This window comes from Mesorhizobium sp. WSM3873, from assembly GCF_001672445.1.
Lineage (GTDB): Bacteria > Pseudomonadota > Alphaproteobacteria > Rhizobiales > Rhizobiaceae > Mesorhizobium.
In genome coordinates, this window is sequence record NZ_LYTM01000012.1 from 150957 (window position 1) to 167700 (window position 16744).

Here is a 16744-nt window from a genome sequence, read left to right on the forward strand (position 1 = left end):
CGCTAAACATATCATTATTGCGATATCATTTATCGCGACACCTAAAACGGAGATTGAGATGACTGAAGCTTCACATGCGAAGGCCGGCTCGGGCAGCGGCACGATCACCACCAACGACGGCACGCAGATCTACTACAAGGATTGGGGCACCGGTCAGCCGGTCGTCTTCCACCATGGCTGGCCACTGAGCAGCGACGACTGGGATGCCCAGATGCTGTTCTTCCTCTCCAAGGGCTATCGGGTCATCGCCCATGACCGCCGCGGCCATGGCCGCTCCAGCCAGACTGACACCGGCAATGAGATGGACACCTACGCCGCCGATGTGACGGCGCTGGTTGCGCATCTCGACCTCAAGAACGCCATCCATGTCGGGCATTCGACCGGCGGTGGCGAAGTGGCGCGCTATGTCGCGCAGCACGGCTCCGGAGGCCGCGTCGCCAAGGCTGTGCTGATCGGCGCGGTGCCGCCGATCATGCTCAAGACCGCTGCCAATCCCGGCGGCCTCCCGATCGAAGTGTTCGACGGCTTTCGCTCGGCGCTGACGACGAACCGCGCCCAGTTCTTCCGCGACGTTCCGGCCGGCCCTTTCTACGGCTTCAACCGTCCAGGCGCGACGGTCTCGGAAGGTGTGGTCGACAATTGGTGGCGCCAAGGCATGATGGGCGGCGCCAAGGCGCACTACGACTGCATCAAGGCATTCTCGGAAACCGACTTCACCGAGGACCTGAAGAAGATCGACGTGCCGGTGCTGGTCATGCATGGCGACGACGACCAGATCGTGCCGATCGCGGATTCGGCCCTGCTCGCGATCAAGCTGCTCAAGAAGGGCGAGCTCAAAGTCTACAAGGGCCTTCCGCATGGGATGGCGACGACTCATGCGGACGTCATCAATGCCGACCTCCTGGCTTTCTTCCAGGCCTGAGTCCCAGCGCCAGAAAAGCACCCGCCATCCGGCGGGTGCTTTGCTCTCTGGAACTCGTCCGGAGTGGCCGGCTCAGGCTTTCCTGGCCTCCTTCATGTTCGGCAGGAACACGGTCAGCAGGCCGAGGAAGGGCAGGTACGAGCAGACGTGGTAGACGAAGTCGATGCCTTTCATGTCGGCGATGACGCCGAGCACGGCCGCGGCGATGCCGCCCATGCCGAAGGCGAAGCCGAAGAAGATGCCGGCGATCATGCCGACGCGGCCGGGAACCAGTTCCTGCGCGAAGACGACGATGTTGGAGAAGGCCGACGACAGGATCAGGCCGATCACAACGGTAAGCACCATCGTCCATTCCAAATTGGCGTAAGGCAGCGCCAGCGTGAAGGGCAGAACGCCGACGATCGAGAACCAGATCATTGCCTTCTGTCCGTAGCGGTCGCCGAACGGACCGCCGAGCAGGATGCCAAGCGCCGAGGCGCCGAGGAACAGGAAGAGCATGACCTGGGACATCTGCACCGAAACGCCGAACTTATGGATGGAGTAGAAGGTGTAGTAGCTGGACAGCGAGGCGATATAGGCGTTCTTGCTCAACACCAGCAGCGTCAGCACCGCCAATGCCGCCATGACCTTTTTGCGTGGGAAGGGCGACACGTGAGCCGCCGGCTTGCGGCTGGCCATCGAGGCGCGCAACCGGCTGTACCAGCCGCCAACCTGCCACAGCACGACGATGCCGATCAGCGAGCCGACGGCGAACCAGGAAATGCTGGTCTGGCCGAAAGGCACGACGATGAAGGCGGCGAGCAGCGGGCCCATCGCCTGGCCGAAATTGCCGCCGACCTGGAACAGCGATTGCGCGAGACCGAAGCGGCCGCCCGAGGCGAAGCGGGCGATGCGCGAGGATTCCGGATGGAAGATCGCCGAGCCGATACCGATCAGCGAGGCGCCGATCAGGAGCAGCCAGTAATGGCCGGCATGCGCGAGCACCACCAGCCCGACCAGTGACGAGGCCATGCCCCAAGGCAAGGAATAGGGCATCGGCCGCTTGTCGGTGATCATGCCGATCACAGGCTGCAGCAGCGAGGCCGTCACCTGGAAAGTGAACGTAAGAAGGCCGATCTGCCAGAAATCGAGACCGTAATTCTCTTTGAGCAGCGGATAGATCGCCGAAAGCAGCGACTGCATGATGTCGTTGACGCAGTGGCAGAAGCTCACCGCAAGAATGACGGTGAAGGCCGTCGCTTGCGCCGAGGTGTGGCTTGCCGGCGCTGGGGTGGCGACGGCGGTGGCGGTCGTATCGGTCAAGGCAATGCTCCGGGTCTTTTTGGCGGCGAACCGCAGCCAGCCAGCTTTATTGGCCGCTTGTCTTATAATCGGCTTGAATGGCGACTTCTTTCGTGGTTTGGTCCAATAGTTTCGCAAGTGGGCCACATCGGATGCCGCATGGCCGGGAAATCTTCAGGGGTGATGCCGCCGAGCTCGGCCGGCTGCATGAAAGCCGCTGGCAATGGCTGGAGCAGGCGGTCGGGCCGGCGGTCGCGCTGCCGACCGAATATCCCGACGGCTACCACGTGCCGCGGCACCGCCACAGCCGCAGCCAGTTGCTGCATGCGCTTGTCGGCGTCGTGCTGGTGACGACCAGGCACGGCCGCTGGATGGTGCCGCCCGACCATGCGATGTGGATACCGGCCGGCATCGAGCATTCGGTCGAGATGCTGGGCGATGTCTCGATGCGCTCGGTTTATGTGGTGCCGGATGCGATTCCCGGCCTGCCGGAGGGCTTGCGCGTCGTCGGCATCACCGAGCTGATGCACAGCCTGATCGTGGAATCGGAGAAGCTGCCGCAGGGCGGCGAGCTCGAAGGGCGCGCCGGGCTGATCATGGGGCTCTTGCTGCATGAGATACCGAACCTGCCGGAGCGGCCGCTCGGCTTGCCTTTTCCGCCGGATCCGAAGCTCGCGGCGCTCTGCCGGCGCTTTGTCGCGGCGCCCTCGCCACATGCGACGATCGACGAATGGGCGGATGCCGCTGGCATGAGCCGGCGCTCCTTCACACGCGCCTTCCACCGCCAGACCGGGCTGTCGCTCTCCACTTGGCGCCAGCAGGCCTGCCTGTTCGCGGCGCTGCCGAGGCTCGCCGACGGCGAACCCATCACCAGGGTGGCGCTCGATCTTGGCTATGACAGCGTGCCTGCCTTCATCACCATGTTCAAGCGCATGCTCGGCAGCTCGCCGCGCGGCTATATGCGCGGCGCGCGCGAGTCAGGCGAGGGGGCAAAGCGATCAAGCGGCCCGGTTCAGGCCAGCAGCGCCGCGGTCTAGTCGAACAGGCTCGAGACCGATTCTTCGGTCGCCGTGCGCGAGATCGCCTCGCCCATCAGGTCGGCGATCGAGATGACGCGGATGTTGGGCGCGTCGAGCACGGCCTGGCTGGGCTGGATGGAATCGGTGATCACCAGTTCCTGCAGTTTCGAGCCACTGATGCGGGCAACGGCGCCGCCCGAGAGCACGCCATGGGTGATGTAGGCAGTGACGCTGGTCGCGCCGTTGGCGAGCAAGGCATCGGCCGCGTTGCAGAGCGTGCCGCCGGAATCGACGATATCGTCGATCAAGAGGCAATCCTTGCCGGCGACGGCGCCGATGATGTTCATCACCTCGGATTCGCCGGGCCGCTCGCGGCGCTTGTCGACGATGGCGAGCTGCGCATCGAAGCGTTTTGCAAGCGCACGCGCCCGCACCACGCCGCCGATGTCGGGCGATACGACGACGACATTGCCGAGCTGCTTGTATTTCGCCTTCACATCCCGGGCCATCACCGGCACCGAGAACAGATTGTCGGTCGGGATGTCGAAGAAGCCCTGGATCTGGCCGGCGTGCAGGTCGAGCGTCAGCACGCGATCGGCGCCGGCGCGGGTGATCATGTTGGCGACGAGCTTGGCCGAAATCGGCGTGCGACCTGAGGCGCGGCGGTCCTGCCTGGCGTAGCCGAAATAGGGAATGACCGCCGTGATGCGCCTTGCCGAGGAGCGCATGAAGGCGTCCATCATGATGAGCAGCTCCATCAGATGGTCGTTGGTCGGATAGGAGGTCGACTGCAGGATGAAGACATCCTCGCCGCGCACGTTCTCCTGGATCTCGACGAAGATCTCCTGATCGGCGAAGCGCCTGACGCTGGCCTTCCCCAGCGGGATGTTGAGATAGCGAGCGACCGCTTCGGCCAGCACCCTGTTGGAATTGCCCGCAAAAAGCTTCATGCACCGTTCCTGGTGAAGGATGGAGAGACCGGACAGACTCTCATGAGCCTTTATGCCGGGCTTTTAGCGGCCCGCGCCGGTATTGCAAGCCTCGTGATCGGGAATCGTTCGACAAGGCGCAACAAAGGCCGGCTGGATCGCAAGCCGGCAACAGGTTGGTCGATCAACCGGCGCCGCCGCTGCCGAGCCACGCGGTGAACTGGTCGATCGTCTGGTCGGCGATGGCCTGCATGGTGGCCGGCGCTACCGCCGGCCAGCCTTCGCCGCTGCCGACGGAAACCGCTTTCTGCTGGCCATTGATGCGATGCAGGCGGTTGCCCGACGGATCGTAGATATCCCAGACATAGATGACTGTGGTGTCCTTGCCTTCGGACATCGTCGAGAAATAACCCTTCAGCACATGCGTCGCCGTCTGGTCGGTGCTGCCGACAAGGGTCACGCCGCGCTGCCTGGCGCGCGTCTGCAATTCCGCCGTCAAGGGTGCTGCGGCCTCCACCGAGGCGCCGACGATCGGCGCTACCTGCAGCCGGGTCTTGGCGATGGCGGCGGCCTGAGCCGGCGTGGCAGGCGTTGAAGCCGCCGCGGTCGCTGTGGGCGCGGGCGCGGTGGTCGTTGTTGGCGATGCGGTGGCCGACGTGCCCTGGGTGGCCGGCAGAGCCTGGGCCGAACCCGCCGGCGGCTTGACGGCAGAAGGATCGAGGACGTCCTTGGCGTTGGTGCAGGCGGCCAGCGCCAGCGCCGCAAGCAATGACACGGTCGTCACCTGCGATCGTCTCATTTGCCCGACAACTCCCTGGTGGCGAACGCCCCCGCGTGAACCAACCATTATGGATTCACTGCACGATCAAGTCGAGATCATGGCGCGAGAGCGGCTTCGGCGCCGATTCCGTGGTAAGATAGGTGCGGCCGAGCGTCATCGCCGTATCGGTTTCCGAATCCATGATGATCATATGCGCGAACAGCGTCATGCTGGGCGCGATCGGCTCCGGATTGCCCTGGTAGAACATCGGCATGTCCATCCAGGACGGCGTGAAGCGGGCGCCGAGCGAATAGCCGCAGGCGTTCAGCCGGTGCTTGGTCAGATTATGCGCCTCGAGCGTGCGGGCATGCGCGTCGAAGACGTCGCCGAAGGAATTGCCCGGCGTCATCGCCTTCTCGACGGCAAGCAGAGCCGCGCGGGCGGCATCGAACAGTTCCTGGTGGCGCTTCGAGACCTTCCCGGTCAAAACGGTGCGCATCATCGCCGCGTGATAGTGATGGAAGACGCCAGCCCATTCGAGCGTCAGCTGGTCGTTCTTGGTGAGCTTGCGGCGGCCGGCCTTATAGCGGCAGAGCAGGGCATCGGCGCCGGACCCGATGATGAATTCGTTGGCCGGATAGTCGCCGCCGCCGGCAAAAACTGCTCCTTGCATGGCGGCCAGGATCAGCGCCTCGTCGCCACCCTGCTTGATCAGCGGCAGCGCGGCATCGAGCGCATCGTCGGCGAGGCTTGCGGCTTTTTCGGCCTTGGCGATCTCGGCCGGACTCTTGAAGAGCCGCAGCCGGCCGACGATCCCGGAAGCATCGGCGATCTGGCCGAAGGTCTGCAACTGCTCGTCCACGCGACGGCCATTGTAGGCCGTGAGGCCGTGCGTATCGTATTCCACGCCGATGCGGGCGCCAAGCAGATCGAGATCGTTGAGCAGGTTGCGCAGGTCGATCGCGGGATTGGCGCCATCACGATCGGTCCACAATACGATATTCTCGATGGTCGAGGTGTTTCGCGCCTGCCTCAAATCGGCCGAGCGGGTGAGCAGCACCATCGAGCCGTCGCCCTTTACCACCAGGCACTGGAAGAAGCAGAAGCCGAAAGTGTCGTAGCCGGTCAGCCAGTACATGCTCTCCTGCGCGAACAAAAGCACGGCGTCGAGCTTCTTCTCGGCCATCTCGATCAGCAGCCGGTCGCGCCGCGCGTCGAATTCCGAACGTTCGAAATGCAGCGCCATTTACTCTTTCTCCAGAACGATTGCCGAAACCTGCCGCCCGTAATCCGCTTCCTTGCGGTGGGTGGTGCGGCGGTAGGAATAGAAAAGGTGTTCTTCGGCGTAAGTGCAGCGGCCGAGCCCGTCTGCGGTCACGCCAGCCTTGCGCAACCGGTCGACCGTATATTGGTTGAGGTTGAACATCGAGTGGCCAGGGTTCTGCGACGACTTGAAGTAGCGTTGATTGCCGGCGTCGGCGTCGATGAAGCGAGCGACGAATTCCGGTCCCACCTCGTAATTGTCGGGTCCGATGGAAGGGCCGAGCACGGCGACGATGCGATCGCGGCGGGCGCCGAGCCCTTCCATCGCGGCTACGGTGTTTTCGAGCACGCCGGTGAGGGCGCCTTTCCAGCCGGCATGGGCCGCGCCGATGACGCGCGCCTCCGCGTCGGCGAACAGCACCGGTCCGCAATCGGCCGTCGAGGCGCCGACAGCGATGCCCGGCCGGTCGGTGACGATGGCGTCTGCCTTGGGGCGAGCGCCGGCAAAAGGCTCCTTGGCAATGACGACATCGGGAGAATGGACCTGGTGCGCGGTGAGGAGATGATCCGCCGGCACGCCCATCCAGTAGGCAACGCGGCGGCGGTTCTCGGCAACCAGCGTCTGATCATCGCCGGAGCCCGTGCCGATGTTGAGGCCTTGATAGATGCCGCCGGAGACGCCGCCGATGCGGGTGAAATAGCCGTGGCGTATGCCTGGCGCCTTCGCAAGCAGCGGCGAGCGTACTGGATCGGGTCTGGTCTGATTCAGCATGGAAGGGTTTGTTGTCCGCGTGGGCGATTTCGTCAAGGTCGAGTTCGGGTGGGGTACGTGGTTCGGGCAAGTGGCAGGGCCAGCTTGCACGGGTTGCCCGCCGATGTCAGCCAGTTTTCGCGGCCGGCAGGATCTTCATCACCTTGAACAGCTCGCCCATCGCATCGGAGCCGGCAAGGCGCTTGACCGCCTCGGAAATCGCCTGACGCGCGACATCATCGGCCAGGGCGCCCAGCGCGCCGGCGCGCTCGAGCAAGCCCATGCCGAGCAGGAATTCGCTCTGCGTGGTCAGTTCCGCCTGGAGGCCGTGCTCCCGGACGGCTGCAGCCAACGCGGCGAAATCGACATGAGCGGTAAGATCGGCCCCGCCGGGATTGGCCAGCACGTCTTCGTGATCGTGCCTGCGCACAGCCTGCAATGTGTCGCCGAAGCCCGGCTCAAGATGGCCGTAGTCGATGAACAGCCCGGCGCTGCCATGGCCGGCGATACGCTCGGCAATCGCTGCCATCAGCGCGGCGCGGGCCGGCGCCACCTCGACGATGGCGCCTTGCAGAGCATCGGCCGCGCCGGCCGGCAGCAGCGCCGGGTCGACGGAACCCGCGCCGGCGAAGAAATGAAGATTGTCTTGTTCGTCGAGCCCGACCATGCGCTCGCGCCAGCCGGCGCCGACATAGACGAACTGGCGGATCGGCACGGCGTCGAAGAGTTCATTGCCGACGATGAAGAGCGGCTGCTGCGGCAGCGTGTCGATGGTTTGGTGCCAGCTCAGGGCGGGGCTCTGGCCGGCGAGCGTCTCTTTCTGGATTTCGGCCAGGCGCGGACTGGTCTCGATCATGGCGAAGGAAGCCTTGGCGGCAAGCGCCGGATCGAGGCGGGACCAGGTGCGCAGCATGTCCTTCATCAGCGTGCCGCGACCGGGGCCGATTTCGGCGAAGGTGGCTGGCAGCGGACGCCCGCCGCCTTGCCAGGCCTGGTAGAGCCAGACGGCGACAAGCTCGCCGAACATCTGGCTGATCTCCGGCGCGGTGACGAAGTCGCCGGCGGCGCCGAAGGGCTCGCGCGTCGTATAATAGCCATCCTCAGGGTCGAACAGGCAGAGCGCCATGTATTCGCTGATTGGGATCGGCCCCACCGCGCCGATCAGACCGACGATGCGCTCCTTCAGCCTGGTCATGCCGGCTGCGTCTGCGTCATCGGCCTTGCGGTAGCCATGGCCCAGATGCCGGCGAGCACCATCGGCGAGGACAAGACCATGCCCATGGTCAGCCAGTTGGTGCCGAGCAGATAACCGAGCTGCTGGTCAGGCTCGCGGAAGAACTCGACGAAGATGCGAGACAGGCCGTAGCCGCAGATGAAGGCGCCGCCGACGAAGCGCGGTGTCTTCAGCTTCAGCCGCGAGTGGGTGAGAAAGCGCAGCACCAGGAAGAGCACAAGACCTTCCAGCAGCGCCTCGTAGAGCTGGCTGGGATGCCGGGTGAACGGGCCGCCATTGGGGAATTCGATCGCCCAGGGCACGTCCGATGGACGGCCCCAGAGCTCCGAATTGATGAAATTGGCCACACGCACCAGCCCAAGGCCGACTGGCACGCCGGCCGAGACGACGTCAAACAGCGTCCAGGTATGAATGCCGCGCTTGAGCGAAAAGAGGGTCATGGCGAGGATCACGCCGAGCAGTCCGCCATGGAACGACATGCCGCCCTGCCAGACCGCCAAGATGTCGAGCGGATGCGCGATATAGCGTGGAAGGTCGTAGAAGAGGACATAGCCGGTGCGCCCGCCGAGCACCACGCCGATCGCCGCCCAGACGATGAAATCGTCAAGATCCTCGGGCTTCATCGGCAGCTTGCCGTCCGGCCAAAGGCTGGCATTGCTGACCAGGCGCTTGGCGTACCACCAGGCGAACAGAATGCCGACGATGTAGCCGACGCCATACCAATGCACCGCCAGCGGCCCGATATGGACGATGACCGGGTCGATATTGGGGAAGAGCAGGGAGGCCAGCGGCAGCAGGAAATATTCGCTCAAACTGGGTCGCTCCGGTTGCGGTCGTCTATCGGGCGCGGACCATGCGGCAGGGTTTTGGCGGGGTCAAGGCACGCTTTGCTTGCAATCCGTGCCGCGCGCCACTACGTCAATAATCAAGCGAGGATTTGCCATGTCGACCGGAACGAACCGCATTCTCGATGAATTCGCCAAGCTGATGACCGATGCCGCGGGGGCAGCCCAAGGCGTCAGGCGCGAGATGGAGACGGCTTTCCGCAGCCAGGCCGAGCGCCTGCTCAACTCCATGGATGTGGTGAAACGCGAGGAGTTCGAGGCCGCGCGCGAGATGGCCGTCAAGGCAAGAGAAGACAACATCCAGCTTGCGGTGCGCGTCGAAGCGCTCGAGGCCAAGCTCGCCGAATTGACCGGGCAAGCCGCACCTGCGGCTGCGGCGAAGCCCAGATCAAAAAAATAATCGTAAACTTTTCCACAAAGCACGATCCGAAAAATCGCTTTGCCGTGAATCGCTTACCGGCATTGCATGAATCTTTTTGACAGCGCCTTTCCACATGCGAATGACGCAGTGCGAAAAATTGGGCTATTCACGCGACTCCCGATCAATAGACTGAATTTGTTGCATGATTCGAAGCAGGGTCATGCGCCGGGCGGTGGGGTCCGGTTGGGGTCTTTGCGTTTGGAAAGTCCTGGCCGTCCGAGTTCTAGACAAGATTGTTCGTTGTGCGTGCCCTCTCTCGCGGAGCGTGTGGCGGCGCTCTCAGAACGACAGGAAGCATTCATGGAACTCCTCGAACTCGAATTCTCCCGCGAAATCCACCCGGTGGACGTCATCGAGCAGGTGGCCCACAACAATGACTGGTCCTTCGAACGCGCCGGCGACGACGAGATTTCGATTTCGGTAACAGGCAGCTGGACCGACTATCATGTCTCCTTTTCCTGGATGGAAGATTTCGAAGCGCTGCATCTGGCCTGCGCCTTCGACATCAAGGTGCCGGAAACGCGCGCGCTGGAGGTGATGCGACTCCTTTCGCTGATCAACGAACAGATGCTGTTTGGCCATTTCGACCTGTGGGAGCAGGAGGGCGCGATCATGTTCCGGCAATCGCTGCTGCTCGCCGGCGGGGTCGAGCCGTCGAGCCAGCAGGTCGAGGTGCTTCTGTCATCGGCGTTAGAGGCCTGCGAATGCTATTTCCAGGCCTTCCAATTCGTCGTCTGGTCGGGTACGTCGGCCAAGGACGCGCTGTCCAGCGTGCTCTTTGAAACCCATGGAAGCGCCTGAGCGAAGCCAATACCGCCGATGAGTTCCAGCAGCGAGCGCAAGCCCGAGATCAGCTTTGCCGATTTCGATCGTGTCGACATCCGTGCCGGCACGATCGTCGAGGCTGAGCCCTTTCCGGAGGCGCGCAAGCCGGCATTCAAGCTGAAGATCGATTTCGGCCCGGCGATCGGGGTGAAGAAGTCGTCGGCGCAGATCACCAAATATTATGCGCCGGAGACGCTGATCGGCCGGCAGGTCTTCGCTGTGGTCAATTTCCCGCCGCGTCAGATCGGCCCGTTCATGTCGGAAGTGCTGACGCTTGGTTTTCCGGACGAGGAGGGCGCCGTCGTGCTCGGCGCCATCGAGCGCAAAGTGCCGGACGGCGGGCGTCTATTCTAGAACTAGCCTGGGCCGGCCTGACGTCACCGCGTCCCGATCGGCGCGCTTGCGCGGTATCCCCAGCGCCTCTTCGACCACGTCGAGGAACATCTCGGCGCATGCCTTCCAACTGTAGCGCAGGGCGCGCTGGCGCGCCTCCGCGCGGTCAATGTGAAGCGCCTTGAGCGCCGCCTCGCGCAAATCCTCGGACACGGCCCCGCCGACCCCGTCGCCGACGATGTCGATCGGTCCGGTCACCGGATAGGCGGCCACCGGCGTGCCGCTGGCCAGAGCCTCGATGATGACATTGCCGAAGGTGTCGGTGCGGCTCGGAAAGACGAAGACGTCAGCCGAAGCGTAGATTTCCGCCAGTTCGTCGTTCGGGCGATGGCCGAGGAAATGCGCGTTCGGATAGCGGGCGCTGAGCTTTGCCAGTTCCGGCCCTTCGCCGACCACCACCTTACTGCCGGGGAGATCGAGATCGAGGAAGGCGGTCAGGTTCTTTTCGATCGCGACACGGCCGACGCAGAGGAAGATGGGGCGGGGAAAGCTGGTGTCCTTGCGTTTGTTCGGCCGGAAATGATCGGTGTCGACGCCGCGAGTCCAGGGCCTCAGCTTATCGAAGCCGCGCGAGGCAAGGTCGTCCGCCAACGATTGCGTGGCGACCAGCGTGCCCTGTCCGGAATTGTGGAAGTCGCGCAGCCAGTTATAGGCCCACCTCTCCGGCACCGGCAGGCGGGCGCTGAGATATTCGGGAAAACGCGTGTGGTAGCTGGTGGTAAAGGGACGGCCGGCCTTGCGGCAGTAGCGGCGCGCCATGATGCCGAGCGGCCCTTCGGTGACAATGTGGATGTGGTCGGCCTTTCCCGCTTCGATCAGCCGCGCGACATGACTGGGGGTTGTCAAGGCGAGCCGAATGTCCGGGTAGGTCGGCAGCGGCAAGGTGCGGAAGATGTTCGGCGTCAGAAAATCGACCTGGACTTCGAAGGATTTCAGCGTTTCGGTAAGCCGCTCCAGCGTGTGAACCACGCCGTTGACCTGCGGTCGCCATGCATCGGTGACCATCAGGATTCGCATGGCGACCCTTCGCACAGATTCTTGGGCGCGCCGGCACGATGGCGGAACGGCAGCCAGGCTGCAGCTCGCGCTTCGCTCCAGCGCACCCGGGCGGGTGCGGGATCGAAGCGGGGCGGCATGGCCGAATCGATAAAGGTCGCGCGCTGCATGCGCGCTCTTGACCATGATTTCATGACGAGGGGATGAAGGCCGTCTTTGTCCGACTAAGCCGGCACCTTGATCACGGCTCGCAAACCGCCCAGCGGGCTGTCTTCAAGCATGATGTCGCCGCCATGAGTTCGGGCGATGTCGCGGGCGATCGACAGACCAAGGCCGGTGCCGCTGGCATCGAGATTACGCGCTTCGTCGAGCCGCAGGAATGGCTTGAACACTTCCTCGCGCTTGTCCGGCGCGATGCCGGGACCGTCATCGTCGATGGTGACGGTCAGCGAGCCGCGGCCGTGATTGGCATGGACCTCGACCGTCTTGGCATATCGGAAGGCATTGCCGATGACGTTGGACATCAGCCTGGCAAAGGCGTTCGGCCGCACATGCACGGTGGGATCGCCGGTCAGTGTCGTCGACAGCTTGCATTTGCGCAGTTGCGCTTCCTCGCCAAGCTTCTGGAAATAGGCACCGAGATCGAAGCGGCCGGTGCCTTCCGCCGCCTCGCCGCGGGCAAAGGAGAGATAGCCCTCCAGCATCGACTGCATGTCGTCGATGTCCTGGTTCAGCGCGGCCTTGGTCTCGGCCTTGCCGCCGGCCAGGGCCAGCTGCAGCTTGAAGCGGGTGAGAATGGTCCTGAGATCATGGCTGACACCGGTCAGCATGGCGGTGCGCTGCTCGATCTGGCGCTCGATGCGCTCGCGCATCTGAATGAAGGCGAAGCCGGCGCGGCGCACTTCCTCCGCGCCGCGCGGACGGAAATCGCGCGGCATCGGCCGGCCCTTGCCGAAGCTCTCGGCGGCTTCGGCCAAGGTCAGGATCGGCCGTATTTGATTGCGCAGGAAGGGGATGGCGATCATCAAGAGCACGAGCGAGGTGCCGACCATCCAGATCAGGAAGATATGGGTGTTTGAGGCATAAGCCTGGCTGCGACGCACGAAGACGCGCAGGACCTTGCCTTCGAGCTGGACGCGGACCTCGACGACATTGGAGTTGCCGACCGTGTCGATCCAGAAGGGACGGTTGATCTGCCGGGTAATCTCCGACGACAGGGCCGTGTCGAGGATTGAGAAGAACGGCTTCGGCCCGGGGGCCGGCAGCGGATCGGGCGGCAGCAGATCCACCTTCAGCTGCATGCGGTCTTGGGCGATGCGGATGATGTTGGCGTAATCGGCGTCGTGGGGATAGGTCTCCATCATGTCGATGATGGCGGCGATGTCTGCGATCGTCGCCTGCGACAGGCGTTGGGTAACCGTCTGCCAGTGGCGCTCCATGAAGACGAAGGCGACGACCGACTGCAAAAGGATCATCGGCGCGATGACGATGATCAGGGAGCGGGCATAAAGCCGCTTCGGCATGTAGAGCGCGACCAGGCGCCAGAACCGGTTCCAGGCGCGCGGCATCGCCCTCAGCGTCCGCAAAGCGAGATCGCCGAGGCTCCCGGTCTTGGGCTTTTCCAGTTGCGTGGTCGCCATTGGCCCTTCCGCTCGTAGACGGCCATTCAGCCAAGGCCGTCTGCGAGCATGTTATTCCACGCTGAGCCGATACCCAATACCGCGCACGGTCTGCAGCCACACCGGATTTGACGGATCGCGCTCGATCTTGCGGCGCAGCCGGTTGATCTGGACATCGATGGTCCGTTCGCCGACATCCGATTCGTCGCCGACGAGCTCGTGCCGCGGTATGGTTTCGCCCGCCCGGGCGGCGAAGATCGCCAGGATTTCCTGCTCGCGGTCGGTCAGCTTCAGCGCCTCGCCGCCACGCTTCAGTTCGCGCTTGGCGATCTGGAACGTGTAGGGGCCGAAAACGAGCTGCTCGACTTTCGGCGTCGCCGCCGGGCCGCCGCGGCGCAGGATGTTGTTGATGCGCAGGATGAGCTCGCGCGGATCGAAGGGCTTCGGCAGATAGTCGTCGGCGCCGGCCTCGAGCCCGGTGATACGGCTGTCGGTTTCCGACAGCGCCGTCAGCATCAGGATCGGCACGTTCTTCTCGGCCCGCAGCGCCTTGGTGAGGTCGACGCCGGTTTCGCCGGGCATCATGACGTCAAGCACGAGCAGGTCGAAGTCCAGCCCCGCGAGCTTGCGCCGGGCCTCGCCGGAGTTGCCGGCGACGGTGACGCGAAAACCGTTCTCGGACAAATATTGCTTGAGCAGATTGCGAATGCGGGTGTCGTCGTCGACCACCAGCAGATGCGGCGCATCATCGCCGGGCGCTGCCGGATGATCAACCTTCTCAGTGGTCTCCATTTTTCTTCCCCGATGTTTGCGCAGGCACAATGTCGATCTGCGCTCTAAGTTCCGGATTGACCATCGCCTCGAGGAATCTCTCGATCGAGGCGCGTTCGGCGGTCCCGGAATCTTCCAATGCAGCACGGATGCGGCGCGACTGTGGCCGTGCCAGCGCCAGTGCCAGCGCGCGGCCCTTGGCAGTCGGGTAGAGCTCGCGCTGCCGGCGGTCGCGCAACGCTTGCACCTGGACAATATGGTCCGTGTCGATCAGCTGCTTCAACACCCGCGCCAGGCTCTGCTTGGTGATCTTTAGCACGTCGAGCAGCTCGGCAACCGTCAGTCCGGGCCTGCGGTTGACGAAATGCAGGACGCGGTGATGGGCACGGCCGAAGCCGTAATCGGCAAGGATCTGGTCGGGATCGGAGGTGAAGTCGCGGTAGGCGAAGAAAAACAGCTCGATGATGGCAAAGTCGATGCCGTCCTCGTCGGTGATCGCCGTCCTGATCGGTTTTCCGGCTGCGGGGCTTCGTTCCGTCATCATTTCTCCATGCCAAGCGGGAATTACGTCAGTACTGTTGACGTAATTTCCCGCAAATGATAATTTTTGACAAGCTTTTCGGCGGATTGCGAACGAAAAGGCAAGCGGAAGCCGTTTTTCCGGAACTTCCTAAGTTTGCCATGGATTGAATATCCGCCTACGCTTCCAGACAGAGGCTCGCGGTTTCGGACCCAGTGGCGGGGCCGATACGAAAGGCCATATGACACAACGATTGGCGGGCACCCGCCCGCGGGAGGTTTCCATGGCATCCGTTCCCTTCGATCAACTGGACGGCTTCATCTGGATGAACGGGGAGTTCGTCAAATGGGGCGAGGCCAAGATCCACGTGCTGACCCATGGCCTGCACTATGCCAGCGCGGTCTTCGAGGGCGAGCGCGCCTATGGCGGCCAGATATTCAAGCTCACCGAGCACAATGAGCGCCTGCATGAATCGGCGCGCCTGCTCGGCTTCAAGATTCCCTATTCGGTCGGCGAGATCGACGAGGCTTGCCGCACGCTTCTGAAAAAGCAGGCTTTCAAGGACGCCTATGTGCGTCCGATCGCCTGGCGCGGCAGCGAGCAGATGGGTGTTTCGGCGCAGAACAACCGCATCAACTGCGCCATCGCCATCTGGCAGTGGCCGAGCTATTTCGACCCGGCGCAGAAGCTGAAGGGCATCCGCCTCGACGTCGCCGAATGGCGCCGGCCCGACCCGCGCACCGCGCCATCCAAGTCCAAGGCTGCCGGCCTCTACATGATCTGCACGCTTTCCAAGCACGCCGCAGAGGCCAAGGGCTACGCCGACGCCATGATGCTCGACTGGCGCGGCCAGGTGGCGGAAGCCACCGGCGCCAACATCTTCTTCGTCAAGGACGGCAAGATCCACACGCCGACGCCCGACTGCTTCCTCGACGGCATCACCCGCCGCACCGTTATCGGCCTGGCCAAGGACCGCGGCATCGAGGTGATCGAGCGCGCCATCATGCCCGAAGAGCTCGATGGCTTTGAGCAGTGCTTCCTTACCGGCACGGCCGCGGAAGTCACGCCGGTCTCGGAAATCGGCCCGTACCGATTCGAGGTCGGCGAGATCGCCAAGACGTTGATGAACGACTATTCTGCCGCGGTGCAGCCAAAGCACGCCATCGCCGCAGAATAGCGATAGTCGCAGCCTTTTTGTGCAACGGGGCGGTTTTCGGGCCGCCCCTTTTATTTGGGCGCCTGCGCAGCAATTCGGCGTCTCATGGGTGCGGGCGATCCGGCGACGGCAGCGGAGCAGCCGGTGGGATTGGCAGGGCGATGGACATACAAAGCATCATCGTCGGCGCCATCCTCACCGACATCATGCGCGCGGTCATGACCGTGATGAAGAATGGGCTTGGCAGAATTTCAGGCTTCCCATGGACGGCTATGGCCGCCCATTTCTTTTGGAGGGATCACCGGTGGACGCAGTCGGCTGTGCCCTCTACATCAGGGCAACACCTCGAAAGGAAAGCCATGGGTCAGCTCAATGCCGGCATCGTGCCGGTCACGCCCTTCCAGCAGAATTGCACCATTCTCTTCGACATGGACGACAAACAAGGTGTCGTCGTCGATCCCGGCGGCGACGTCGACAAGATAGTGGCGGTACTCAAGGACAACGCGATCAGGGCGAAGGCGATCTGGATCACTCACGGCCATATCGATCATGCCGGCGGCGCGATGGATCTGAAGGATGCACTCGGCATCGACATCATCGGCCCGCACGAGGCCGATCGGCCGCTGCTTGCCAATCTCGAGACCCAGGCCAAGCGCTTCGGCCTTACCGATCCGGTGCGCAATTGCATTCCGGACAGTTTTCTCAGCGAAGGCGACACGGTCTCGTTCGGAGAGCATGTGTTCGAGGTGCTGCATTGTCCGGGGCACGCGCCGGGCCATGTCGTCTACTACAACCGCGCGGCCAAATTCGCCCATGTCGGCGACGTGCTGTTTCGCGGCTCGATAGGCCGCACCGATCTGCCGGGCGGCGATCACGCCGCGCTGATCGCCTCGATCAAAGACAAGCTGCTGCCGCTCGGCGACGATATCGGCTTCATCTGCGGTCACGGTCCGGGCGGCCGCTTCGGCGAGGAGCGCCGGACGAATCCCTTCCTGGCCTGATCCTCTGCGCAAAGAAAAAGCGCCGCTGGAGGGCGGCG

The 16744-nt window shown here is 63.5% G+C and carries 18 protein-coding genes; 7 read left to right on the forward strand and 11 right to left on the reverse strand.

The window, feature by feature from the left end; genetic code table 11:
* The first annotated feature begins 58 nt into the window (after nucleotides 1–58).
* Nucleotides 59–922 carry an alpha/beta hydrolase gene (locus A9K71_RS10575; RefSeq protein ID WP_066994374.1) on the forward strand — a complete coding sequence of 288 codons (864 nt, stop codon included), beginning with the start codon at nucleotides 59–61 and terminating at the stop codon, nucleotides 920–922.
* A 72-nt stretch (nucleotides 923–994) separates the two neighbouring features.
* On the opposite strand, the gene A9K71_RS10580 is transcribed toward A9K71_RS10575, so the two are convergent.
* Entirely contained in the window at nucleotides 995–2224 is a 1230-nt protein-coding gene (locus A9K71_RS10580; RefSeq protein ID WP_066994376.1) for an MFS transporter, read from the reverse strand.
* A gap of 131 nt (nucleotides 2225–2355) precedes the next feature.
* Here A9K71_RS10580 and A9K71_RS10585 point away from each other — a divergent pair, with 131 nt between their 5' ends.
* Entirely contained in the window at nucleotides 2356–3240 is an 885-nt protein-coding gene (locus A9K71_RS10585) for a helix-turn-helix transcriptional regulator (protein ID WP_066994379.1), read from the forward strand.
* Here the strand turns inward: A9K71_RS10585 and A9K71_RS10590 are convergent.
* The 6 genes from A9K71_RS10590 to lgt all read right to left on the reverse strand — a co-directional run bounded on the left by A9K71_RS10590 (nucleotide 3237) and on the right by lgt (nucleotide 8971).
* Nucleotides 3237–4172: a ribose-phosphate pyrophosphokinase gene (locus A9K71_RS10590; protein ID WP_066994382.1), complete on the reverse strand. Its 936-nt coding sequence runs from the start codon at nucleotides 4170–4172 to the stop codon at nucleotides 3237–3239. The genes A9K71_RS10585 and A9K71_RS10590 overlap by 4 nt on opposite strands.
* A 163-nt stretch (nucleotides 4173–4335) precedes the next feature.
* The gene (locus tag A9K71_RS10595; protein ID WP_066994385.1) at nucleotides 4336–4950 is read right to left on the reverse strand and encodes a hypothetical protein; all 615 of its coding nucleotides are present in this window, start codon (nucleotides 4948–4950) and stop codon (nucleotides 4336–4338) included.
* Between the two features lie 55 nt (nucleotides 4951–5005).
* Complete coding sequence (locus A9K71_RS10600) at nucleotides 5006–6157, reverse strand: Xaa-Pro peptidase family protein (RefSeq protein WP_066994388.1); 1152 nt, start codon at nucleotides 6155–6157, stop codon at nucleotides 5006–5008.
* Nucleotides 6158–6946 (reverse strand): peptidoglycan editing factor PgeF, encoded by a 789-nt coding sequence (gene pgeF, locus A9K71_RS10605; protein ID WP_066994390.1) that lies wholly within the window; start codon nucleotides 6944–6946, stop codon nucleotides 6158–6160.
* A gap of 106 nt (nucleotides 6947–7052) precedes the next feature.
* Entirely contained in the window at nucleotides 7053–8120 is a 1068-nt protein-coding gene (locus A9K71_RS10610) for a class I SAM-dependent methyltransferase (protein WP_066994393.1), read from the reverse strand.
* Nucleotides 8117–8971, reverse strand: a complete 855-nt coding sequence (lgt, locus tag A9K71_RS10615; protein ID WP_082980444.1) for a prolipoprotein diacylglyceryl transferase — start codon at nucleotides 8969–8971, stop codon at nucleotides 8117–8119. The genes A9K71_RS10610 and lgt overlap by 4 nt, the downstream gene beginning before the upstream one ends.
* 130 nt (nucleotides 8972–9101) lie before the next feature.
* Between lgt and A9K71_RS10620 the strand changes: the two genes are divergently transcribed.
* The 3 genes from A9K71_RS10620 to A9K71_RS10630 all read left to right on the forward strand — a co-directional run bounded on the left by A9K71_RS10620 (nucleotide 9102) and on the right by A9K71_RS10630 (nucleotide 10604).
* Complete coding sequence (locus A9K71_RS10620) at nucleotides 9102–9404, forward strand: accessory factor UbiK family protein (protein ID WP_066994397.1); 303 nt, start codon at nucleotides 9102–9104, stop codon at nucleotides 9402–9404.
* 321 nt (nucleotides 9405–9725) lie between these two features.
* Nucleotides 9726–10226 carry a YbjN domain-containing protein gene (locus tag A9K71_RS10625; protein ID WP_066994911.1) on the forward strand — a complete coding sequence of 167 codons (501 nt, stop codon included), beginning with the start codon at nucleotides 9726–9728 and terminating at the stop codon, nucleotides 10224–10226.
* A gap of 18 nt (nucleotides 10227–10244) precedes the next feature.
* Complete coding sequence (locus A9K71_RS10630) at nucleotides 10245–10604, forward strand: tRNA-binding protein (protein ID WP_066994400.1); 360 nt, start codon at nucleotides 10245–10247, stop codon at nucleotides 10602–10604.
* On the opposite strand, the gene A9K71_RS10635 is transcribed toward A9K71_RS10630, so the two are convergent.
* From A9K71_RS10635 to A9K71_RS10650, 4 genes are all read right to left on the reverse strand, one after another.
* Nucleotides 10596–11660, reverse strand: coding sequence for a glycosyltransferase family 1 protein (locus A9K71_RS10635; protein ID WP_066994403.1), 1065 nt, complete (start codon nucleotides 11658–11660; stop codon nucleotides 10596–10598). The two genes, A9K71_RS10630 and A9K71_RS10635, sit on opposite strands and share 9 nt — an antisense overlap.
* Nucleotides 11661–11863: 203 nt before the next feature.
* On the reverse strand, nucleotides 11864–13279 hold the full coding sequence (locus A9K71_RS10640) for an ATP-binding protein (RefSeq protein ID WP_082980445.1): 1416 nt from the start codon (nucleotides 13277–13279) through the stop codon (nucleotides 11864–11866).
* Nucleotides 13280–13330: 51 nt separating this feature from the next.
* Nucleotides 13331–14050: a response regulator transcription factor gene (locus A9K71_RS10645; RefSeq protein WP_059188911.1), complete on the reverse strand. Its 720-nt coding sequence runs from the start codon at nucleotides 14048–14050 to the stop codon at nucleotides 13331–13333.
* Nucleotides 14037–14570, reverse strand: coding sequence for a MarR family transcriptional regulator (locus A9K71_RS10650; protein ID WP_066994917.1), 534 nt, complete (start codon nucleotides 14568–14570; stop codon nucleotides 14037–14039). The genes A9K71_RS10645 and A9K71_RS10650 overlap by 14 nt, the downstream gene beginning before the upstream one ends.
* A 262-nt stretch (nucleotides 14571–14832) precedes the next feature.
* Here A9K71_RS10650 and A9K71_RS10655 point away from each other — a divergent pair, with 262 nt between their 5' ends.
* Both A9K71_RS10655 and A9K71_RS10660 read left to right on the forward strand, forming a co-directional pair.
* Complete coding sequence (locus A9K71_RS10655) at nucleotides 14833–15726, forward strand: branched-chain amino acid aminotransferase (protein ID WP_066994408.1); 894 nt, start codon at nucleotides 14833–14835, stop codon at nucleotides 15724–15726.
* A 338-nt stretch (nucleotides 15727–16064) separates the two neighbouring features.
* On the forward strand, nucleotides 16065–16706 hold the full coding sequence (locus tag A9K71_RS10660; protein WP_066994919.1) for an MBL fold metallo-hydrolase: 642 nt from the start codon (nucleotides 16065–16067) through the stop codon (nucleotides 16704–16706).
* The last annotated feature ends 38 nt before the right edge of the window (nucleotides 16707–16744 follow it).

Excerpts from the sequence above, each read along its gene's own strand:
- A9K71_RS10655 (WP_066994408.1), top strand. The coding sequence starts at position 14,833 with ATGGCATCCGTTCCCTTCGATCAACTGGACGGCTTCATCTGGATGAAC.
- A9K71_RS10660 (WP_066994919.1), top strand. The coding sequence starts at position 16,065 with ATGGGTCAGCTCAATGCCGGCATCGTGCCGGTCACGCCCTTCCAGCAG.
- pgeF (WP_066994390.1), bottom strand. The coding sequence starts at position 6,946 with ATGCTGAATCAGACCAGACCCGATCCAGTACGCTCGCCGCTGCTTGCG.
- A9K71_RS10590 (WP_066994382.1), bottom strand. The coding sequence starts at position 4,172 with ATGAAGCTTTTTGCGGGCAATTCCAACAGGGTGCTGGCCGAAGCGGTC.
- A9K71_RS10620 (WP_066994397.1), top strand. The coding sequence starts at position 9,102 with ATGTCGACCGGAACGAACCGCATTCTCGATGAATTCGCCAAGCTGATG.
- A9K71_RS10635 (WP_066994403.1), bottom strand. The coding sequence starts at position 11,660 with ATGCGAATCCTGATGGTCACCGATGCATGGCGACCGCAGGTCAACGGC.
- A9K71_RS10575 (WP_066994374.1), top strand. The coding sequence starts at position 59 with ATGACTGAAGCTTCACATGCGAAGGCCGGCTCGGGCAGCGGCACGATC.
- A9K71_RS10650 (WP_066994917.1), bottom strand. The coding sequence starts at position 14,570 with ATGACGGAACGAAGCCCCGCAGCCGGAAAACCGATCAGGACGGCGATC.
- A9K71_RS10630 (WP_066994400.1), top strand. The coding sequence starts at position 10,245 with ATGAGTTCCAGCAGCGAGCGCAAGCCCGAGATCAGCTTTGCCGATTTC.
- A9K71_RS10645 (WP_059188911.1), bottom strand. The coding sequence starts at position 14,050 with ATGGAGACCACTGAGAAGGTTGATCATCCGGCAGCGCCCGGCGATGAT.
- A9K71_RS10640 (WP_082980445.1), bottom strand. The coding sequence starts at position 13,279 with ATGGCGACCACGCAACTGGAAAAGCCCAAGACCGGGAGCCTCGGCGAT.
- A9K71_RS10625 (WP_066994911.1), top strand. The coding sequence starts at position 9,726 with ATGGAACTCCTCGAACTCGAATTCTCCCGCGAAATCCACCCGGTGGAC.
- A9K71_RS10600 (WP_066994388.1), bottom strand. The coding sequence starts at position 6,157 with ATGGCGCTGCATTTCGAACGTTCGGAATTCGACGCGCGGCGCGACCGG.
- A9K71_RS10595 (WP_066994385.1), bottom strand. The coding sequence starts at position 4,950 with ATGAGACGATCGCAGGTGACGACCGTGTCATTGCTTGCGGCGCTGGCG.
- A9K71_RS10585 (WP_066994379.1), top strand. The coding sequence starts at position 2,356 with ATGCCGCATGGCCGGGAAATCTTCAGGGGTGATGCCGCCGAGCTCGGC.
- A9K71_RS10610 (WP_066994393.1), bottom strand. The coding sequence starts at position 8,120 with ATGACCAGGCTGAAGGAGCGCATCGTCGGTCTGATCGGCGCGGTGGGG.